The sequence below is a fragment of the Ruminococcus sp. RTP21204st1_B2_RTP21204_210225 genome (assembly GCF_040914135.1).
GTDB lineage: Bacteria > Bacillota > Clostridia > Oscillospirales > Ruminococcaceae > Hominimerdicola > Hominimerdicola aceti.
This window is the reverse complement of sequence record NZ_JBCPGA010000006.1, coordinates 17,940-37,671: the sequence shown is the minus strand read 5'-3', so window position 1 is coordinate 37,671 and position 19,732 is coordinate 17,940. Positions and strand designations below refer to the sequence as shown.

Sequence of the window (19,732 nt, the reverse complement as noted above, 5' to 3'; positions counted from 1 at the left end):
TTAACGGTACCATAATGATAATTCGACTGAGATATAATTTTTTGGAGGATATTATTATTATGAAGGATAAAATTTTCGGCGTATTGCAGCGTGTGGGACGCTCTTTCATGCTCCCTATCGCACTGCTGCCGGTGGCGGGTCTGCTTCTTGGAATAGGCAGCTCTTTCACCAACGCCACAACTATCGAAACCTATCATCTTGGCAAATTCATCTATGAGGGCGGTGTGCTTTACACTATACTCGACATAATGAGCAAAACGGGAAGCGCCGTTTTCGATAACCTTGCGCTTCTGTTTGCAATGGGCGTTGCTATCGGAATGGCAAAGAAGGAAAAAGAAGTCGCTGCTCTTTCGGGTGCTATCGCCTATATCGTAATGAACACCACTATCAGCGCACTTATCACCGCAAAGGGCGGCGTTGAGGCAATGGCAGAAAACTCCACAACGTCAGTGCTTGGTATCACCACGCTGCAAATGGGCGTTTTCGGCGGTATCCTTGTAGGACTTGGCGTTGCGGCACTGCACAACAAGTTCTATAAAACAGAACTTCCGCAGGTGCTCTCATTCTTCGGCGGAACAAGATTTGTTCCTATCGTTTCAACTGTCACATACCTTATCGTTGGTATCATAATGTTCTATCTGTGGCCTATAGTACAGCTTGGTATCTCAAAGCTTGGCGTGCTTGTACTCAACTCAGGCTATGCAGGCACTTGGATATATGGAATACTTGAACGTGCTCTTATCCCGTTCGGACTTCATCACGTTTTCTATATGCCTTTCTGGCAGACAGAGCTTGGCGGCTCGATGATGATAGACGGCAACATGGTAGCAGGCGCACAGAACATATTCTTTGCAGAGCTTGCTTCAAAGTCAACAGAAGTTTTCTCAGTATCGGCAACAAGATTTATGGCAGGAAAATTCCCGTTCATGATATTTGGTCTTCCTGCTGCAGCATTTGCAATGTACAAAACTGCTCGTCCTGAAAAGAAAAAGGTAGTAGGAAGCTTGCTTCTGTCAGCGGCTCTTACTTCAATGATTACAGGTATAACAGAGCCTTTGGAGTTCACATTCCTGTTCGTTGCACCTCTTATGTACGCTGTTCATTGTGTATTGGCAGGACTTTCCTATATGCTTATGCACATTCTTAACGTTGGCGTTGGAATGACGTTCTCAGGTGGACTTATAGACATGACCCTTTTCGGAATTTTGCAGGGCAACGCAAAGACCCACTGGATATGGATAGTTGTTGTGGGGCTTATCTATGCAGTTGTTTACTACTTTGTGTTCTACTTTATGATAACAAAGATGAATCTTAAAACACCTGGCAGAGAGCCTGATGACGTTGAACCTAAGCTTTATCGCAGAAGCGACGTGAACGAGGCTAAGGCGGCGAAGGTAAAGAGCACAGACAAGAGAGCTTCAGACGTTGTAAGCGCAATGATACTCAAAGGTCTTGGGGGTAAAGATAACCTTTCAGATGTTGACTGCTGTGCAACAAGACTTAGAGTTACAGTAAATGACGCCTCAAAGGTCATGGACGATATGCTCAAGGCCAGCGGTGCTTCAGGCGTTATCCACAAGGGCAACGGCGTTCAGGTCATTTACGGACCGAAGGTCTCAGTTATAAAATCAGATCTTGAGGACTTTATCGACTCGCCATACAGCGATGACCCTGACAGCATTATCGGCACTGAGAAAGCTTCTGATAAAATAGAAGAAAAACCGCAGACCGAGGGCGCAGAAAACACAGAAACTAACGGCAAGACAATAACGCTTTACTCCCACATGAACGGCACTGCCGTTAAGCTTGAGGACGTTGAGGACGAGGTGTTCTCACAAAAGATACTAGGCGAGGGCGCAGCCGTTGAGCCGTCAGAGGGCAAGCTTTACGCTCCATGCGACGGAAAAATAGACAGCGTTTTTGACACAAAGCATGCCGTAAATATGGTATCGGACGATGGAGTGGAGATACTTCTCCATATCGGTATCGACACTGTAAAGCTTGGCGGACAGTATTTTGAAGCCCATGTCAGTGACGGTCAGGAGGTCAAGAAAGGCGACCTGCTCATAAGCTTTGATATGGATAAGATAAAAGCCGCAGGCTATAAGGTGACAACGCCTTTGATAATAGGCAACACGGACGATTATGCGTCTGTTGAACCTGTTGCACAAAACAGCGTTTCGGCAGGAGATATAATTTTGAAGATAAAATAATTATTTGGAGGTATTCATCATGAAAACATTTAGCTACACTATCACAGACGAAGTTGGTATCCACGCAAGACCGGCTGGACTTCTTGCAAAGAAAGCAAAGGAGTTCGAGAGCGTTTGCACTATCGAAAAGGGCGGAAAGAGCGTGAACATCACAAAGCTTATGGCTCTTATGGGTCTTGGCGTTAAGCAGGGCGACACTGTTACTGTTACCTGCGAGGGTGCAGACGAGGACAAGGCTTCCGAAGCACTCAAGGCATTTTTTGAGGAAACTCTGTAAGATTTCATTCGTCAGCTGGGCGGTCAAAGCCGTTTAGCCGGCGGGACGTTTCTGCGGCGTGTTCGCAGGAGCGTCCCATCGGCTGGAAACAGCGTGAAAAATAATAAGATCTATGAGAAAAGGGGCGGATATTTATGACTAAGTATACAGGAAAAGGCGTTTACGGTGCGGTAGCAATGGGTAAGATCTCAGTATTCAAAAAGCAGGATACCGCTATAAAACGTATTCACACAGAAGACAGCGAGGGAGAAAAGAAGCGAGTTGCCAAAGCTAAGCAGGCAGCCACAGAACAGCTCCAGAGCATTTATGACAAGGCACTCAGGGAGGTGGGCGAAACAAATGCTCAGATCTTTGAGATACACATGATGATGCTTGAAGATGATGATTACAACGAGTCTATAGAGAATATCATCGACAGCCAGAAGGTCAACGCAGAATATGCAGTGGCAGTGACGGCAGACAACTTTGCGGAGATGTTTGCTTCTATGGACGATCCTTATATGCAGGCAAGAGCCGCAGATGTAAAGGATATTTCCAACAGGATCATCGCAAACCTCACGGGCAATGTCAGCGACGGTTCAGCAGGTGACGACAAGATGATAGTTTGTGCCGATGATCTTGCACCAAGCGAAACTATATCTCTTGATAAAGACAAGGTGCTTGCCTTCGTTACTGCACATGGCTCATCAAATTCACATACAGCTATCCTTGCAAGAAATATGAACATACCTGCGGTAATAGGCGTAGGAAGCAAATTCCTGTCAGAAATAAAGGACGGCGACTTTGCTATAGTTGACGGTTTCACAGGGGAGATATTCGTTGACCCTGATGAAAAGACCACCGCTGAGCTTACCGCAAAGCAGAAAGCAGACGAGGAGAAAAAGCGTCTTTTGCAGACCCTCAAAGGCAAGGAGAATGTCACAAAGGACGGCAGAAAGATAAACATTTATGCAAATATCGGAAGCGTTGACAACATCGGTGCTGTACTTCTCAATGACGCAGGAGGAATAGGTCTTTTCAGAAGCGAGTTTCTCTATCTTGAAAATTCAGATTTCCCTACGGAGGAACAGCAGTTTCATGCTTATAAGCGTGTTCTTGAGAGCATGGCAGGGAAAAAGGTCATCATAAGAACGCTCGATATCGGTGCTGACAAGCAGGTGGATTATTTTGGTCTGAAAAAAGAGGAAAACCCAGCTTTGGGATACAGAGCAATAAGAATTTGTCTTACAAGACCTGAGATATTCAAAACTCAGCTCAGAGCGCTTTTCAGAGCTTCCGTATACGGCAATCTGGGCATAATGTTCCCTATGATAACAAGCGTTTCAGAGGTAGAAAAAGCCCTTGCTATGTGTGGCGAAGTCAAGGCTGAGCTTAAAGAACAGGGTATAACAGTTTCTGACAGTGTTGAGCTTGGCATCATGATAGAGACCCCTGCGGCGGCTATCATAAGCGATAAGCTTGCAAAGCTTGTGGACTTTTTCAGCGTTGGCACTAATGACCTTACTCAGTATACCCTTGCTTGCGACAGACAGAACCCTGATATAGAGCAGTTCTGCGACACTCACCATGAGGCTATACTTAGACTTATTGAAATGTCTGCAGAGAATGCCCACAAGAACGGCGCATGGATAGGTATATGCGGTGAGCTTGCGGCTGACACTACTCTCACAGAAACCTTCCTGAGAATGGGCATTGACGAGCTTTCAGTTTCTCCGACCTTTGTTCTTAAGGTAAGGGACGCTGTAAGAAATATTGACCTCTCCAAATGATTTCTCATAGATCTTCACGCAAAGGACACACCCTCGTTCATATGGACGGGGGTGTGTTCTTTTATTTGACAGATATGCTTTAATGTGCTAAAATATCTTATCGGCACAATCGTGTTTGCACATAAGTTTGTTATCAATGCACAAAAAATAAAAGTAAAATTTGTATACTATTTTGCCATAAAATCTCCCGTGCAGAATCGTATATAAGTTATCGAGGGGTGTGAAAGACTTGACCGACACTGAGTTCGATTTCAGGGTGGAGCTGATCCTGAAAAATGACAAAAACGGGCTTAGGGAGATCTATCAATGCTACGGCAAGGTGATATATAACATCATGCTTGACATTGTGAAAAGTCCTCAGGACGCTGAGGACCTCACATCAGATTTTTTCCTAAAGCTATGGGACACCGCAGGTCAGTACCGAAAGGGAACGGGGCATAAGCGATATCTGACTGTAATGGCGAAAAATCTCGCTCTTGACTTTATCAAAAAAAGGCGGCACGAAACGCCGAGCCTTGATGATGAAGAAGCAGGGCACAAAGAACAGCAGGACAGTATGCGGGTAGACGACGATGTGATTGGAAAGCTCACCTTCGAGGAGGCTTTGAAGCTGCTTTCAGAGGGCGAAAGGGATATCCTGAACATGAGGCTTGGAATGGATATGACATTTCGTGAGATAAGTCGGGCAGTGGGAAAGCCGCTGGGTACTGTCACATGGAAATACCGTCAGGCTGTTTTCAAACTAAAAAAGACCATAAAGGAGGACAGTATCTATGGCTAAGAACATAAAATTTCTTTACAAAAAGCATATTTCTGATACTGCCCCTGACATGGAAAAGCTCTGGGACAGGATAGAGGGACAGCTTGAAAACAAAACGGACAAAGATCAGACACAGATAAAAGTAAGCCGTAGAAATTACAGAAAATTTGCAGCGGCAGCAGCCTCGCTCGTGCTTATTATCGGCGGCGTAAGCCTTTACGCCGATATCCGCTCAGAGTCGGACAGTGTTTCAAAGCATAGCATAGAAACGGTTGACAAGGCTAGGCTTGAAAACAGAGAAGAAAAGACATACGAACAGCTCAGTTTCAGCCACACAGACACAAAGGCTTATGAGGACAGCTACATTCCAAAGGGCGATGATTATTTCACAGAGGACAGCGTTCTGGAAGATACAGACTTCTTTGCAGATGTGACAGTGCTTTCAGCAAGGCTCGACAGCGACAGCGCACATTACACCCTGAGAATAAACAGCCTTGTATCAAAAACAGGAGAAGAAAGCAAAACAAATATCACCATTGAAAGCTCTACCCCTTATATCATGCAGGAAAACAGAGAATATTTCATACCACTGAGGAAAGAAAACGGCACTTATTCTATGGCCTTTGAAAATGCACCTCAGATAGAAATTTCTCTTGACGGGGATATCGTTTTTCAAAACGGCTGGAAAAGTCTTGACGATGACTCGGGTATTCTTAAAGACTCGCAGAAAAGCAAGAACGATTATTTCTATGACCGAATGAGATATTCCTCGAAAAACGATCTGCAAGACCTGCTTGCTAAGTGGAGGACTATGTAGCTAACAACGCAAGGGCATATCGCCCACGCTATTTTACGGGAGATGACAGCTATGAAAAAGACAACTTCAAACAGCATAAAAAGAAACTTGACCATGACTCTGTCGCTTATGATGACGGCGACAATGCTTGCTTCATGCGGAAGCGGTTATGACGGCTCGGAGAGCAGAAAGAGCGGCAGCTATAACAATGAAAGAACAACTGCGGAAAACTACAGATACAGCAATGTTACAGCCGGAGATACTGACGGCACGGCGAATACAGGAGGGGGTTACAATACCGAGGAATATAACCATCTGACCGAAAACGGCTATAAGCTTGTTTCAGACGAACCGCTTTCCACCTTTTCCACAGACGTTGACACGGCTTCCTACACAAACGTGAGAAGAATGATAAACGACGGCTGGGAGGTCGACCCTGACGCTGTGAGAACAGAGGAGTTCATAAACTATTTCAAGTATGACTATGAAAAGCCGACAGAGGGTGCAGTGTCCATAAATACAGAGCTTTCAGATTGCCCTTGGAACAGTGAGTCAAAGCTTATGCTGGTGGGGCTTCAGGCAAGAGAAGCAAAGGTCAAGGACGTGCCTACAAACCTTGTTTTCCTCATAGACGTGAGCGGCTCAATGGAGGACGAGGATAAGCTTCCTCTTGTTCAGCAGGCTTTCTCAATGCTTGCTGAAAACCTCGGGGCTGATGACAGAGTTTCTATCGTCACTTATGCAGGCAGCGACAGCGTTGTTCTTGAGGGCGAAAGCGGTGACAACAGCGACGAGATAGTTTCAGCACTTAACAGCCTGTCAGCAGGCGGCTCGACAGCAGGTGCGGCAGGAATTACCACAGCTTACAAGCTTGCAGAGGAGTATTTCATAGAGGGCGGCAACAACAGAGTTATCCTTGCAACTGACGGCGATCTGAACGTTGGTCTGTCAAGTGAAGAAGAGCTTACTGACCTTATATCACAAAAGCGTGACTCAGGGGTCTATCTCTCAGTGCTTGGCTTTGGCTCAGGAAACTATAAGGACAACAGGCTTGAAGCCCTTGCTGATAACGGCAACGGAAACTATGCTTATATCGACAGCGTTGACGAAGCAGAAAGGGTGCTTGTTACAGAAATGAGCGGAACGCTTTTCACTGTTGCAAAGGACGCAAAGGTGCAGATAGAGTTCAATCCTGAAAATGTTTCAGCATACAGGCTGGTGGGTTATGAAAACAGGCTTCTTAATGACGAGGACTTTGAGGACGATACAAAGGACGCAGGCGATATCGGCTCGGGGCAGCAGGTCACGGTTTTGTATGAGATAGTGCCAAATAACGGCAATGAAAAGTCTCTGAAATATCAGGATAACGAGAGCAAGGTGGCTGAAACTAGCGAACTCAGCGGCGAAATGCTCACAGTTTCAGTGAGATATAAAGACCCGGAGGCGAGCGAAAGCAAGCTTATAGACAAGTCTGTTATGTGTTCTGACTATACAGAGGCTGTGTCACAGAATTTTGCTAAGGCTTGCTCTGCGGCAGAGTTTGCAATGGTGCTTAGAAACAGCGACTATGCAAGCGGTCTTACCGCTCAGGGCGTTGTGGATTATATGGAGCAAAACAGAGTTGACAACAGCGAGCTTTTCGAGCTTATATACAAATATATGCAGAACGGCACAGGCAGCGAGGCAAGCTACTGGTAAAAAACTAAATTGAGGGGTGTTGCATGGTCAGCACCCCTTTGGACCATAAAATTTACCTCTTGCATAGAAATCTGCACCTGTCAGCCAAAAGAGGTTTACATGAAAAGAAAAATAGATTATAATAAGGCTGTCAGATAAAACGGGGGTGAAAGCGTGAAGGTCAGGATAGAGATAGACGAGAATATGTCTGAAGACGAGATAGTCATAAGGTGCGCCCAGCCCGATGAACGTGTGCTTAAAATGAAAAGGGCGGCGGAGTCGGCAGAGGGCGAGCCTGAGATAGCTTTTTTCAAAGACGCAGTTCAGTTCTATCCTCCCCTTGATTCCATACTGTTTTTTGAAACAGGGGAACATAATCTTAACGCTCATACCTCTGACGACGTTTTTCAGGTCAAAATGAAGCTTTTTGAGCTTGAAGAGATACTTCCACGAAAGTTCGTGCGGGTGTCAAAATCTGCTATCGTGAACGTAAAGCACATCTATTCTGTTGAACGAAACATAACCTCTGCAAGCCTTATAAGCTTTGCAGGCACTCACAAACAGCTTTACGCCTCACGAAGCTTTTACAAGCTTTTGAAGCTCAGACTTGGAGAAAGGAGATTTCTATGAAAAACAAAAATCTTATATGGGGCTTGTTCTTTATCCTTGCAGGCGTTGCGCTTATCCTTGACCGCACAGGTCTGCTTGGAAGTGTAAGCGTGTGGAGCGTTGTGATCTCACTGCTCCTCGTTCCTGTTATCGTAACGAGCGTCAGACACCTTAACTTCTGGGGAATATTCTTCCCTATGGCTATTATGGCGATACTCTTTGACGAAACTCTCGGTATCGAGAAGTTCACCCCATGGCCTGTTTTGGGTGCGGCACTGCTTCTCAGCGTGGGATTTTCATTTATTTTCCCTTATCGCTACAGGTTTACCCAAAGCAAGTGGACCACCCACACTACCGATAATCCTGCATGGGATAAATCCTCAGACAACGGGGAATATGTGCGTATCGACGCAAAATTTTCAGGCTGCACAAAGTATATAACCTCAAAGGTGTTAAAAAGAGTTGACATAAGCTGCCGTTACAGCGGTATGGAGGTGTACTTTGATTCTGCCGATATGGCAGGAAACGAAGTCGAGCTGAATGTTGATGTGCTTTGCGGCGGAGTGGAGCTTTATATCCCGAAGAACTGGGGCATAAAGGTGGAAGCCGACTGCGTTCTTGGCGGAATAGACCAGCCTAACGGAGCTTATGATGAAAAAGAAAAGATCCTTATCATAAAGGGCAGAGCAAAGATCGCAGGAATAGATATAACATATGTTTAGTCTTATGTGAAAGAACAAAAGTAAAAGCTGCGGAGTTTTCCCTCCGCAGCTTTTTGTGTGTCTGATTATTCTTGAAGTATCATCTTGTCTGAAAGTTCGTCCTCAGCGGTGTCGGAATAAAGCTTCATAAGCTTTTCCACCGTCATGTTTGCTCTCTGCTCGCCCTCGATAGTAAGAAGCAGTTTGCCTTGGCTCATTACGATAGTCTTGTTGCCGTATTCAATGGCATTTGAAATGTTGTGTGTTATCATAAGAGTAGTCAGCGCGTTTTCTTTTACTATCTTTTCGGTTATCCTCATGACCTTTTCTGCGGTCTTAGGGTCAAGTGCCGCAGTGTGTTCGTCAAGAAGCAGAAGCTTTGGTGTAACGATAGTCGCCATAAGCAATGTGAGCGCCTGTCGCTGTCCGCCTGAGAGCAAGCCCACAGGCATTTTCATTCTGTCCTCAAGACCTAAGTCAAGCTCCTTGAGCCTTTCTCTGAACACTGAAACGTCCTTTTTCCTGATACCGATAGTCAGCGAACGACGCTTTCCACGACTGTAGGCAAGGCCGAGATTTTCCTCTATGGTCATGTTTGGCGCAGTTCCTCTCAGCGGGTCTTGGAAAAGCCTGCCTATAGTTCTTGCACGTTGATGCTCCTTTAGGTGAGTGATGTTCTTTCCATCAAGGAATATCTTGCCGGTGTCAGCCTCGTAGCTACCACTGATAACGTTCATAAGTGTGGATTTTCCTGCACCGTTTGAACCTATTACAGTAACGAAATCTCCGTCAGCCACATCAAGGTCTATGTGCTGGAGCGCCTTACGCTCATTGGCAGTGTTCTTGTTGAAGGTTATGTTTATATTTTCAAGCTTAAGCATTTTAAACCTCCTATTTGTCACTGCATACACGCTTGTATGCCTTTGTGATATACTTCTTGATAGCAGGCAGAGAGATAGCAAGGGCAACTATGCAGGCTGAGAAAAGCTTTGTGTAGTTGCTGTCCATACCAAGATTCATTGCAAAAGCAAGAACAAATCTGTATGCTATCGCACCGAATATCGCCGCAAGTATTCCGCAGAGGATCGAGTGCTTGCTGAAGAATATCTCACCGATAATGATAGAAGCGAGGCCTACCACCAGCATACCTGTACCGCTGTTTGAGTCGCCTGCCGAGGAATACTGAGCGTACATTGCGCCTGAAAGGGATACCAAAGCGTTTGCAATGGCAAAGCCCATTATCTTCATTCTGTCTGAGTTTATTGAAGAAGCCCTTACCATGTATTCATTGTCGCCTGTGGCTCTAAGTGACATTCCTGCCTGAGTTTTAAGAAACCAGAAAAGCAGAACAGCCGCAATAACAAGCACGATACCTGCCGCCGCAAGCTTGTAATAGTCGCCGAAATATTTCTGTGCCATTGTAAATATAGTATCTTTCTTATAGAGTGAAATATTAGGTCTGTCCATGATTTTCAGGTTTATGGAGTAAAGAGCCGTCATTGTGATTATTCCCGCAAGTATAGGCTGAACGTTGAGTTTTGTGATAAGTATTCCCGTCACGCTTCCTGCGATAGCTCCTGCAACTATTGACAGCAGTATGCCCTTGATAGGGTCGCCGTTGAAAGCCTGCATAACTGATACTGCAACGCCAAGGGTGAAAGTTCCGTCTACCGACAGGTCAGGGATATCAAGTATCCTGAATGAGATGAATATTCCAAGTGCAAGGATAGAAAAAACAAGACCCTTTTCAAATGTTCCCGTAACAACGCTTTCCGTGAGCTGAGTGTTTATTATCACAAGAAGTAAGATCAAAAGCACAGCTTTCGGTATAAGCGAGATAACTGTTTTCTTATTCAGTTTCATATAATTTTCCTTTCAATAAAAAATAGCAGGGAGCGAAAGTCCCGCTCCCTACTATTATACTATGTTTGATTTGATTTTGCAATAGTTTAATCAAAGTAAACTGTCTTTTCTCCGTTTGCAATATCGTCAGGAATAGTGATGCCGATAGCGTCAGCAGTTGTCTTGTTGATATAAGTGCTGAGGTCCTCGTTGAACACCTTTATTGGTATCTCGGACGCTTTCTTTTCGCCGCTGAGTATCTGAGCTGCCATGTTTGCAGTTTCCTTACCAAGGTCGGAATACTCGATACCAACAGTGCCAAGACCGCCGTCCATTACCATTGAGTCAGCGCCAACGAACATTGGAACCTTCGCCTTGTTCATAACTTCTGTTACTGTACCCATAGCGCCTGCGATAGTGTTGTCGTTAGGTGAGAATACAGCGTCGCACTTTGCGGCAAGGTTCTGAGCAGCTTCCTGCACCTCAGATGTGTTTGAAGCAGCGCCTTCGATAACAGCGATGCCCTTTTCCTCACAGTAAGCCTTTACTTCTTTAAGGGTAGAAACTGAGTTGTCCTCGCCTGTGTTGTAAAGATAACCGAGAGTTTTTATTTCAGGCTTCATTTCAAGCGCAAAGTCAAGTATCTTTGTTATAGCGAGCTTGTCAGATGTGCCTGTGATGTTTGCCCCTGTGCTTTCAAGCGAGTCACAAAGACCTGCACCGATAGGGTCTGTTACTGCGGAGAATACTACAGGTATCTCCTCAGAGTATGGAGCTGCGAGCTGTGCGCATGGTGTTGTGATAGCGATGATGATATCGTCACCGTCAGCCTTGAACTGGTCGAGTATTTGCTGAACAGTTGTTGACTCGTTATTAGCCTGCTGAGCGTCGATAGTGCAGTTTTTGCCGTCAACATAGCCAAGCTCTGCAAGTCTGTCAATAACAGCATCTCTGATAGTGTTGAGAGATGTATGCTCCATTATCTGAACAATGCCTATCTTATAGTGCTTTTCTGATGAGCCGCCTGCCTTTGAATCGTTGGAGGAGTCCTCCTTAACGCCGCATGACGCAAGAGCAGCCACAGCCATTACCGCTGCAGCGGCAAGTGCCAGAACTTTTCTTAACTTCATATATGTACCATTCCTTTCGTATTTACGGGGATTTTACCCTACTACTCTATTAAAGCACAGCCGTAAAAGTTTGTCAAGTAAAAGTTAAAAGGATTGTAGAAATAGTAAAAGCCACGGAGAAAATCCCCATGGATTTTGTATGTTTTGCAGTTGGTTGACAGAAATGTGAAAAAAGGCTATAATGATATCTGTAGTATTGCAGAGCAGGAGGTTTTGTATTGGGACTAAAAAGGGCTTTCGTGATAGGGCTTTGTCTTGCGGCGGTGGCAGCGGTGGTAATGCTCGCTGCGGTGATAATAAGACCGCCGAAAATATATATAAGCGAGATATGCCCCTCAAACAGCGAAACATCTAAGAAAACAGCTATGCAGGACAAAAACGGAGAACCAAGCGATTGGATAGAGATATATAATCCTACAAATAAAGATATTTCACTTACGGGATTTTCACTTTCAAAAAATGGCGGTGGAGATCAGCCTTTGGGCGGATATGTCATTAAAGCCCATGACTATATAATAGTATACTGCTCGTCAGCAGGCTTTGAAAATGCTGATTTTCCCCACGCTGATTTCAGCATAGGCAAGGTCAGCGAAGCGGAGATAATATTGAAATATGACTCGTTCCAGTGTGAGAGCATAAAAATGCCTAAGCTTAACAAGGGCGTGAGCTATTCTAAAAATGTCAAGGGTGAAATGTACGTTTCAGAGCCTACACCTCTTACGGCGAATGCAGAGAAAACTATCGGAGATACACCTGTGTTTTCTCAGGCGGCAGGTAGCTATGAAAAGGCTTTTGACCTTGAGATAACCGCAGGAGAGAGTCAGACGGTGTATTATACCACCGACGGCACCGACCCTGCCACGTCGGACACAAGAAAGGTCTATGAAAATGCCCTGAGAATTGACGACAGGTCAGATGATGAAAATGTCCTTTCGGCTTATGACCCTATGAAAATACAGCTTGACTATCGTGACAGCATAAAACTGCCTGCCAAAAGTGCAGTTGATAAAGGCACTGTCATAAGAGCCTGCGCAGAGGGTACAAGCGGAAAGTGCGGAAAAACTGTTACTGCCACTTATTTTGTGGACGTTTCAAGTGCAGATCATAACGATCTGCCTATAGTATCCATTACCACCGATCCTGATGGGCTTTTCAACGAAAAAACGGGCATTTACTGTCTTGGGGACGTATACAAAGAATATGACGAAGAAAATCCCGACCACCCTTGGAACGGCTCTATCCCTGCAAACTACAATCAGCGTGGCAGAGAGTGGGAAAAGGAATGTTATGTAGAGTATTTCGACAGTGAGGGCAACAGCCTTATTTCTCAGGATTGCGGCATAAGGATACAAGGCGGCTGGTCTAGGGCGGATTATCAAAAGTCGTTCAGGCTTTATGCTCGAAACGATTACGGCAAAAGCTCTTTTGATACAGTTTTCTGGGATAGCTTTACAGATGTAAACGGCGAGGCTATCACCTCATGCAAGACCTTTGTGCTTAGAAACGGCGGGAATGACGCCAATTATTCAAAATTCAAGGACATGATGATACAAAATATGGTGTCAGGCAGAGGTGTTGAAACTCAGCAGGGAACAGCCTGCGTGGTGTTTATAGACGGTGAATACTGGGGACTTTATACTCTCCAATCCGATTACAGCGACAGATATTTTGCGGATAGATACAATGTAGCAAAAAGCAACGTTGTCATGTATAAAAATGATGAGCTGAGCGAGGGTGAGGCTGAGGACGAAAAGCTTTTCAATGATATGTATAAGTTTATCACAGAAAACGATATGTCCATTGAGGAGAATTATCGCAAAGCCTGCGCAATGATAGATATGGATAGCCTTGTGGAGTATGCCGCCACGGAAATGTATATCTTCAATGACGATTGGCCGCAGAACAACTATGCTTGCTGGCGCACAAGAACCATAGAGCAGGGCAATAGCTATGCAGATGGCAGATGGCGCTTTGTGCTTTTCGATACGGAATCGTCATGCTCGCATTATAACGAGAAGGATCTGGAAACAAATATGTTCTCGTATCTTAGAAGCCAAAGCTATACAAAGTTTGGCGGAATACTTTGCAGCCTTATAGATAACGAGGAATTTGATTTGAAGCTCACCTCGGCAATGTGTCAGCTTGGAAGCGTGAACTTTACTGCGGAGCGGTTCGGGGAGTATCTCGAATATTATAAGAATATCTATTACGGCGAGCTTGATAATTATTTCGACCGTTTTCCAACATGGGCAAACCTTGCGAAAGCTACAGACCCTATGATAATACGTTGGCAGAATTTTATTGAGGGAAGATATGATAAAGTGCTTGGCTATCTTGAAAGAGAGTTTGACTATTATGAGCGCAGAACATTGAATATATCAGCGGATAACGAGCAGGGAAGCGTTTTGATAGGGGGCGTTGAAATAGAAAGTGATTATAGCGGCACATATTTTGACGGCTGTGAGATAAAACTGAGCGCACAAGCAAAATCAGGCTGGCATTTTGACCATTGGGAGGGCGTAAAGGGCGATAATACCCAATCGGAGATAAAGGCTAAGGTGAATGGAGATATGAATATCAAAGCCGTTTTTGAAAAAGATATTGTTTAGCATAAAAAAGGTCTGTCACCAAAATCAAGTGACAGACCTTTTACTATATAACTTAACCTGCAAAATCAATATCTACAGAGCATATCTCAGCGTCAGTTCCTACCCTCATGAAAGTGCCGTATACACCAACACCAGAGGTGACAATGGAGTACATGTTATCTTTCTTTATCATGCCACATGGGTTTTCCCAGAAAAGACCTATTGTCAGATTGCCTGGGAAAAGCTGCCCGTCATGTGTGTGACCTGAGAAATCTATGTCTGCACCTGCGTCAGCGGTCTTTTGAAGCTCGTCAGGCTCGTGGGAAAGCACAAATATCGGCTTGGTCTTGTCAAGATCCTTCGTAAGCTCTGATATCTCTGCACGAGTGCCGTCCTCAGTACCGGGCTTGTCAGTGTCACGCCTGCCCACAAGATAAAATTCATCGTTTATCAAAACAGACTCATCGTTGATAAGCTTTATGTTACACTCTTTCATAAAGTTTGTCATTTTCTCGTTGTGGAGCTGTTTTCCGCCCCAGTCAAAGGTAAATCCCATGAGAATTTTTTCATCTATATCGTGGTTGCCATAGACAGCATAAACGCCGTATTTGCTCTTTATGGACTTGAGCTGTGCCTTTATACCTTCGGGATCGTCCATGCCGTCATAGCTGTTGTCAAAAATATCTCCTGCTATTATAACAATGTCAGCGTTCTGCTGGTTTATTTTCTCAACCATGTTGGTGATGTGATCCACACCGATGGCGTAACCCATGTGCAGGTCAGCCACAAGCACAGCTTTTAAATGCTTGTCACTGCCACATGACTTGTTGACAGTTACGCTGTATTCATTCACTTTGATGTTTCGTGCATTGAAAATGCCGTAAAGACAGGTCGCCACCGCACAAGCCACAACCACCGAACCTATGGAAATAACGCTTCCACGGGAAAAAAGCAGCGTGTTTTTGAGCTTCGTGTGCTTTGCGATAAGTCTTAGCAGGTCAAAAAGCACCACATACAAGAGTGAGTAGAGCATAATGCCTATCCAGTATGTAGAAATTCGCCTTATGACGATAGCAACGGCGGATTTTGGAAGCAGAAAAGCTATAACAGGCGAAAGCGCCATGAAAAGATAGACCACTGCAAAAGGCACTTTGAAACGCAGCCAGTTAAATCTGTGGTTGCAGTGCTTCATCCAGTAGAAAAATCGGAACATCATGTATGATGATACGCCCAGATAAAAGGGCAGAAGAAATAGAAATATCATTATTATGCCACCTTATAGATAAGTGAGGAATGAGGAATTAAGGTATCGCCTGCGGCGATGACTTTTTTGTAGGGGCGACCTTTGTTCGCCTGTTTCACCGCTTGTGGCTGATGAGTTTTTATTCCTCTTTGAATCTCTCCAAAAAGCTGTGTCTGCCCTCGTCGTCTTTGTATGCAATGACCTGATTGAGCATAACATTCTCCACACTCTTGAAAATATTGTATTCTACCTGCGGATTAACAAGCTTTAGCTTTGCAATAAGCTGTTTTATCTCCATACGCTTTGATACTGTCCTGCTGTCAGGTGCGCAGGTGGTGCAGGTGTCGGTGAACTTGCAGGCACACTGTATGAAACGCAGCCCGTTATAGTCACGCCAGCGCTTGATATCGTCCTCTCTGACCATATAGAGCGGCCTTATGAGCTGCATACCCTCAAAATTCGTGCTGTTGAGCTTTGGCATCATTGTCTGTATCTGTCCGCCGTAAAGCATTGACATAAGTATGGTCTCGATAACATCATCATAGTGATGTCCAAGTGCGATCTTGTTACAGCCAAGCTCCTGTGCTTTGCTGTATAAATGACCTCTTCTCATTCGTGCGCACAGATAGCATGGATTTTTCTCCACATTGTATACAGAGTCAAAAATATCAGACTCAAACACTGTTATGGGTATTCCAAGCCGCTTTGCGTTGCGCTCGATTATCTCACGGTTTGCAGGGCTGTAGCCCGGATCCATAACAAGAAATTTTACCTCGAAAGGGAACTTGCTGTGGCGGTGAAGCATTTGTATGAGCTTTGCCATGAGCATTGAATCCTTGCCGCCCGATATGCACACCGCTATCCTGTCATTAGGCTTTATAAGCTCATATTCGTTCACAGATTGTGTGAATCTGTTCCATATCTCCTTGCGGAATTTCTTTTGTATGCTCCGCTCAGCGTCCTGTGAGATATCTTCTACGACCTCTTTGGAAAGCTTTTCTCTCAGCCAGCCATAGTAGCCACCCTCTAGGTTTTCAGCGTCATAGCCAAGCTCTCGAAGCTTTTCTGCCTCAGTGTCGCTTATAAGTCCGCTTTTACAGCAGATAAGAAGCTTTTTGTCCTTTGGCAGGTCGCTTTTATCAAGCTTTTCGGCAGGGATGTTCACTGCTCCGTCAATGTGACCATACTCAAAAGAAAGCTCGTCCCTTATATCTATTATCAGCGTGTTGCCGCTTGTGTTTATCATTTGTCAGTTGACCTCCGCAAAATTTATCACTATTCTTTATGATAGCATAAAAATCAACTTTTTTCAAGCTTTACGCAAAAATAAAACGGCAAAGCCTGATACTTTGCCGTTTTGTTTTATGTCTTGTGTCTGTTTCTTATATAGAATATTATGGATATTGCCGCTACGATAAATTCCGTGACAGGATAAGCAAGCCATACGCCAGTTAATCCTGCTGCCTTGGACATAATGAAAGCCATTGGCACGATAAGAGCAAAGCCCCTTAATATGGTGATGGTCTGGGCTGGTATGATTTTTTCAGAAGCCGCAAAAAATGCAGATATTATTATATTGAAGCCTGAGAAAAACAATCCGGTGAAGTATATTTTCATGCCGTCCTCTGCCATGCGCTGAAGAGAGTCGATATGCTCGCTGTTGAATATAGCGGCGATAGGCGTTGTGAAAAATGCAATAGCAAGGTAAACCATAAGCGCAATCACAAGCTGTGATATAACAGAATATCTCAGCACTGCTCTAAGACGGTCTTTGTTGCCAATGCCGTGAGCAGCACTGATAAGCGGCTGACCGCCTTGTGCGATACCGGTGAATATGGATACAGCCACAATGGAAGTATTCGCTATCACTGCATAAGCTGCAACGCCTGTGTTGCCTGCAAGACCAAGTATTATTATATTGAACGCAAGCACTACGATGCCTGATGAAAGCTCAGTTATAAGCGACTGCACGCCTATGGACAATATGCCGCCAAAAGTTCTTCCTTCGTGCCTTGTCCTGACGATATGGAAGCTGTTCTTTTTGCGGAATTTGTATATGCTCAGTATGCAAAGGCTTATGACAGGCGAAAGCCCTGTTGCAAGGATAGCTCCGAAAATGCCCATATCCAGCGGGAAAATGAACACATAGTCAAGTATTATGTTTGAAAAGCTTCCTGTAAGCATTGCCGCCATTGAAAGCTTTGGGTTTCCGTCATTTCTTATAAAGCAGTTGAAAGTGTCGTTAAGCACAAAGAACGGTCCGAACATCATAAGCACTTTTAGGTAGGTATTAGTCATGCCCACAACGCTGCCCTTTGCACCAAGAAGCTTTGCAAGTGGCATTGAGAAAAACGCTCCGCCCAAAAAGTATATCGCTCCAATCACCAGAGCCATAAGCAGTGCACAGGTGAAAACTCTGCTTCCTGCTTCGTCACGTCCCTGACTTTTGTATATTGCAAACTTTGTCGCTCCGCCCATGCCGATCATAAGACCTGTTCCGTGGATAAGGCTGTATATTGGAATGGCGATATTCAGTGCAGTAACACCGTCTGCACCCATGCCCTTTGCGACAAAGAACGTGTCCGCAAGGATATAGCACGATACACCTATCATTCCAAGAACGTTCAGAGAAGCGTATCTGGCAAAGTCCCTAAGATGTGAATTTTTCTTCATTTTTACCCTCCGTTTATCCCACAAAAAAACGCCGAACACCGCTGTCTTTTAAAGCCTAACGACAGCAGGTCCGACGCAAAACTTCTACCCGGCGGCAGAAGTAAGCCTTAAACATATAAGATTATAACAGAGTGTAAAGGCATTGTCAAGAGGTGAATGCCTTCGCTTTATGTTAAATAAATGTTAAAAAACGCTCTCTGCGGTTGACAAGTTTTTAACAAAGCTTTATAATGAAATTGACAGAAAGCATATATAATATTATATGACAGCCTTAAAATTTTATATACCGATAACAAAGAAGGGGAAACTATGAATTTAACTCATCTCAGATATATGGTAGAGGTCGAAAGACTTGGGTCTATCACAAAAGCAGCTTCAGCACTTTATATGGGTCAGCCTAACCTTTCAAAAGCTATAAAGGAAATGGAAAGAGAAGTTGGCATACCGATTTTTAAAAGAAGTGCAAAGGGTGTTGTTGCCACAGAAAAGGGTAAGCAGTTCCTGCAGTATGCAAAGGCCATACTTGTGCAAATGGATAAAATGGAGAGCCTTTATAAGGATAATGGTGAAAACGCTGTGAACTTCTCTCTGCTTTTGCCAAGAGCAAGCTATATAACCCACGCTTTCACTTGCTTTGTGAACAAGTTAGGCACGAATGTGGAGCTTGACGCAAAAATAAGGGAAACAAACTCCATGGAAGCCATAAACGCAGTGGTGGAATGCGAATATAACATGGGTATAATCCGTTATCCTGTGGCATATGAGAGCTTTTTCATGTCTATGATAGAAGAGAAAAATCTGAAATATCATAACGTGTGGGAGTTCGATTATGTACTTATCACAAGCGAAAACAGCCAGCTTGCTAAAGAAAAAGAGATAAACGAAACTGTCCTTGATAAATACATAGAGGTATTGCACGGCGATAATATCGTGCCGAACATCTCAGCGACTTATCAGAAGAAAAACGCTGAGCTTAATAATCACAGCAGGCATATTTACGTCTATGAGAGAGGAAGTCAGTTCGATATCCTCTCGGCTTGTCCAGACTCATTCATGTGGGTAAGTCCTCTGCCAAAGGAGATATTGAAGCGTTATGGCCTTGTGCAGAGAGTTTGTCATAGCTTCAAAAAGACCAATAAGGACGTTCTTATCTATCAGAGCAATTACCGCCTTAGCCATGCGGATCAGATGTTCCTCGATGAGCTTGAAAGGGTAAGAAAAGAGATATCAGAATAATTTTTAGCATAAAAATGCGGGCGAACATGAAAGGTGTTCGTCCGCTTTTTGTTTAAGGCAACACCGCACAAAGCCTGCCTGACGGCTTTGCACGCCATCTGCTTGCAGATTTTCCGTCATATCACACAAAAATCCCTTGACATACGACAGTATGCCTGCGGAATTTTTATGCAATCTGACAAAAAATCTGACTACGCATCTGACGCACAATCTTTGTG

General features: G+C 44.4%; 16 protein-coding genes. 10 read left to right on the top strand and 6 right to left on the bottom strand.

Annotation, left to right across the window (positions count from 1 at the left end):
- Positions 1-59 precede the first annotated feature (59 nt).
- From AB5123_RS03800 to AB5123_RS03765, 8 genes are all read left to right on the top strand, one after another.
- Positions 60-2,213, top strand: coding sequence for a PTS transporter subunit IIABC (locus tag AB5123_RS03800; RefSeq protein WP_288162780.1), 2,154 nt, complete (start codon positions 60-62; stop codon positions 2,211-2,213).
- Between the two features lie 19 nt (positions 2,214-2,232).
- The gene (locus tag AB5123_RS03795; protein ID WP_022286557.1) at positions 2,233-2,490 is read left to right on the top strand and encodes an HPr family phosphocarrier protein; all 258 of its coding nucleotides are present in this window, start codon (positions 2,233-2,235) and stop codon (positions 2,488-2,490) included.
- Between the two features lie 134 nt (positions 2,491-2,624).
- Entirely contained in the window at positions 2,625-4,259 is a 1,635-nt protein-coding gene (gene ptsP / locus AB5123_RS03790) for a phosphoenolpyruvate--protein phosphotransferase (RefSeq protein ID WP_117857546.1), read from the top strand.
- A 220-nt stretch (positions 4,260-4,479) separates the two neighbouring features.
- Positions 4,480-5,040, top strand: coding sequence for an RNA polymerase sigma factor (locus AB5123_RS03785; protein ID WP_256321776.1), 561 nt, complete (start codon positions 4,480-4,482; stop codon positions 5,038-5,040).
- On the top strand, positions 5,033-5,836 hold the full coding sequence (locus AB5123_RS03780; RefSeq protein ID WP_117891209.1) for a hypothetical protein: 804 nt from the start codon (positions 5,033-5,035) through the stop codon (positions 5,834-5,836). The genes AB5123_RS03785 and AB5123_RS03780 overlap by 8 nt, the downstream gene beginning before the upstream one ends.
- 51 nt (positions 5,837-5,887) lie before the next feature.
- A complete protein-coding gene (locus AB5123_RS03775; RefSeq protein WP_368364537.1) occupies positions 5,888-7,513 on the top strand; it encodes a von Willebrand factor type A domain-containing protein in 1,626 nt (541 codons plus the stop codon).
- A 153-nt stretch (positions 7,514-7,666) separates the two neighbouring features.
- Complete coding sequence (locus AB5123_RS03770) at positions 7,667-8,122, top strand: LytTR family DNA-binding domain-containing protein (protein ID WP_337811980.1); 456 nt, start codon at positions 7,667-7,669, stop codon at positions 8,120-8,122.
- Complete coding sequence (locus AB5123_RS03765) at positions 8,119-8,823, top strand: hypothetical protein (RefSeq protein WP_022286551.1); 705 nt, start codon at positions 8,119-8,121, stop codon at positions 8,821-8,823. The genes AB5123_RS03770 and AB5123_RS03765 overlap by 4 nt, the downstream gene beginning before the upstream one ends.
- A gap of 65 nt (positions 8,824-8,888) precedes the next feature.
- On the opposite strand, the gene AB5123_RS03760 is transcribed toward AB5123_RS03765, so the two are convergent.
- From AB5123_RS03760 to AB5123_RS03750, 3 genes are all read right to left on the bottom strand, one after another.
- On the bottom strand, positions 8,889-9,683 hold the full coding sequence (locus tag AB5123_RS03760; RefSeq protein ID WP_022286550.1) for an ABC transporter ATP-binding protein: 795 nt from the start codon (positions 9,681-9,683) through the stop codon (positions 8,889-8,891).
- 10 nt (positions 9,684-9,693) lie between these two features.
- Entirely contained in the window at positions 9,694-10,665 is a 972-nt protein-coding gene (locus AB5123_RS03755) for an ABC transporter permease (RefSeq protein ID WP_022286549.1), read from the bottom strand.
- Positions 10,666-10,751: 86 nt separating this feature from the next.
- Positions 10,752-11,774: an ABC transporter substrate-binding protein gene (locus tag AB5123_RS03750; protein ID WP_270762434.1), complete on the bottom strand. Its 1,023-nt coding sequence runs from the start codon at positions 11,772-11,774 to the stop codon at positions 10,752-10,754.
- 218 nt (positions 11,775-11,992) lie between these two features.
- Here AB5123_RS03750 and AB5123_RS03745 point away from each other — a divergent pair, with 218 nt between their 5' ends.
- A complete protein-coding gene (locus AB5123_RS03745) occupies positions 11,993-14,383 on the top strand; it encodes a CotH kinase family protein (RefSeq protein ID WP_368364536.1) in 2,391 nt (796 codons plus the stop codon).
- A 52-nt stretch (positions 14,384-14,435) separates the two neighbouring features.
- Here AB5123_RS03745 and AB5123_RS03740 read toward each other — a convergent pair whose 3' ends face one another.
- The 3 genes from AB5123_RS03740 to AB5123_RS03730 all read right to left on the bottom strand — a co-directional run bounded on the left by AB5123_RS03740 (position 14,436) and on the right by AB5123_RS03730 (position 18,278).
- Entirely contained in the window at positions 14,436-15,626 is a 1,191-nt protein-coding gene (locus tag AB5123_RS03740) for a metallophosphoesterase (protein ID WP_337811983.1), read from the bottom strand.
- 118 nt (positions 15,627-15,744) lie between these two features.
- A complete protein-coding gene (locus tag AB5123_RS03735; RefSeq protein WP_038670627.1) occupies positions 15,745-16,851 on the bottom strand; it encodes an ATP-binding protein in 1,107 nt (368 codons plus the stop codon).
- A 116-nt stretch (positions 16,852-16,967) separates the two neighbouring features.
- A complete protein-coding gene (locus tag AB5123_RS03730; RefSeq protein ID WP_117924376.1) occupies positions 16,968-18,278 on the bottom strand; it encodes an MATE family efflux transporter in 1,311 nt (436 codons plus the stop codon).
- Positions 18,279-18,587: 309 nt separating this feature from the next.
- Here AB5123_RS03730 and AB5123_RS03725 point away from each other — a divergent pair, with 309 nt between their 5' ends.
- Complete coding sequence (locus AB5123_RS03725) at positions 18,588-19,514, top strand: LysR family transcriptional regulator (protein WP_022286543.1); 927 nt, start codon at positions 18,588-18,590, stop codon at positions 19,512-19,514.
- Positions 19,515-19,732 lie beyond the last annotated feature (218 nt).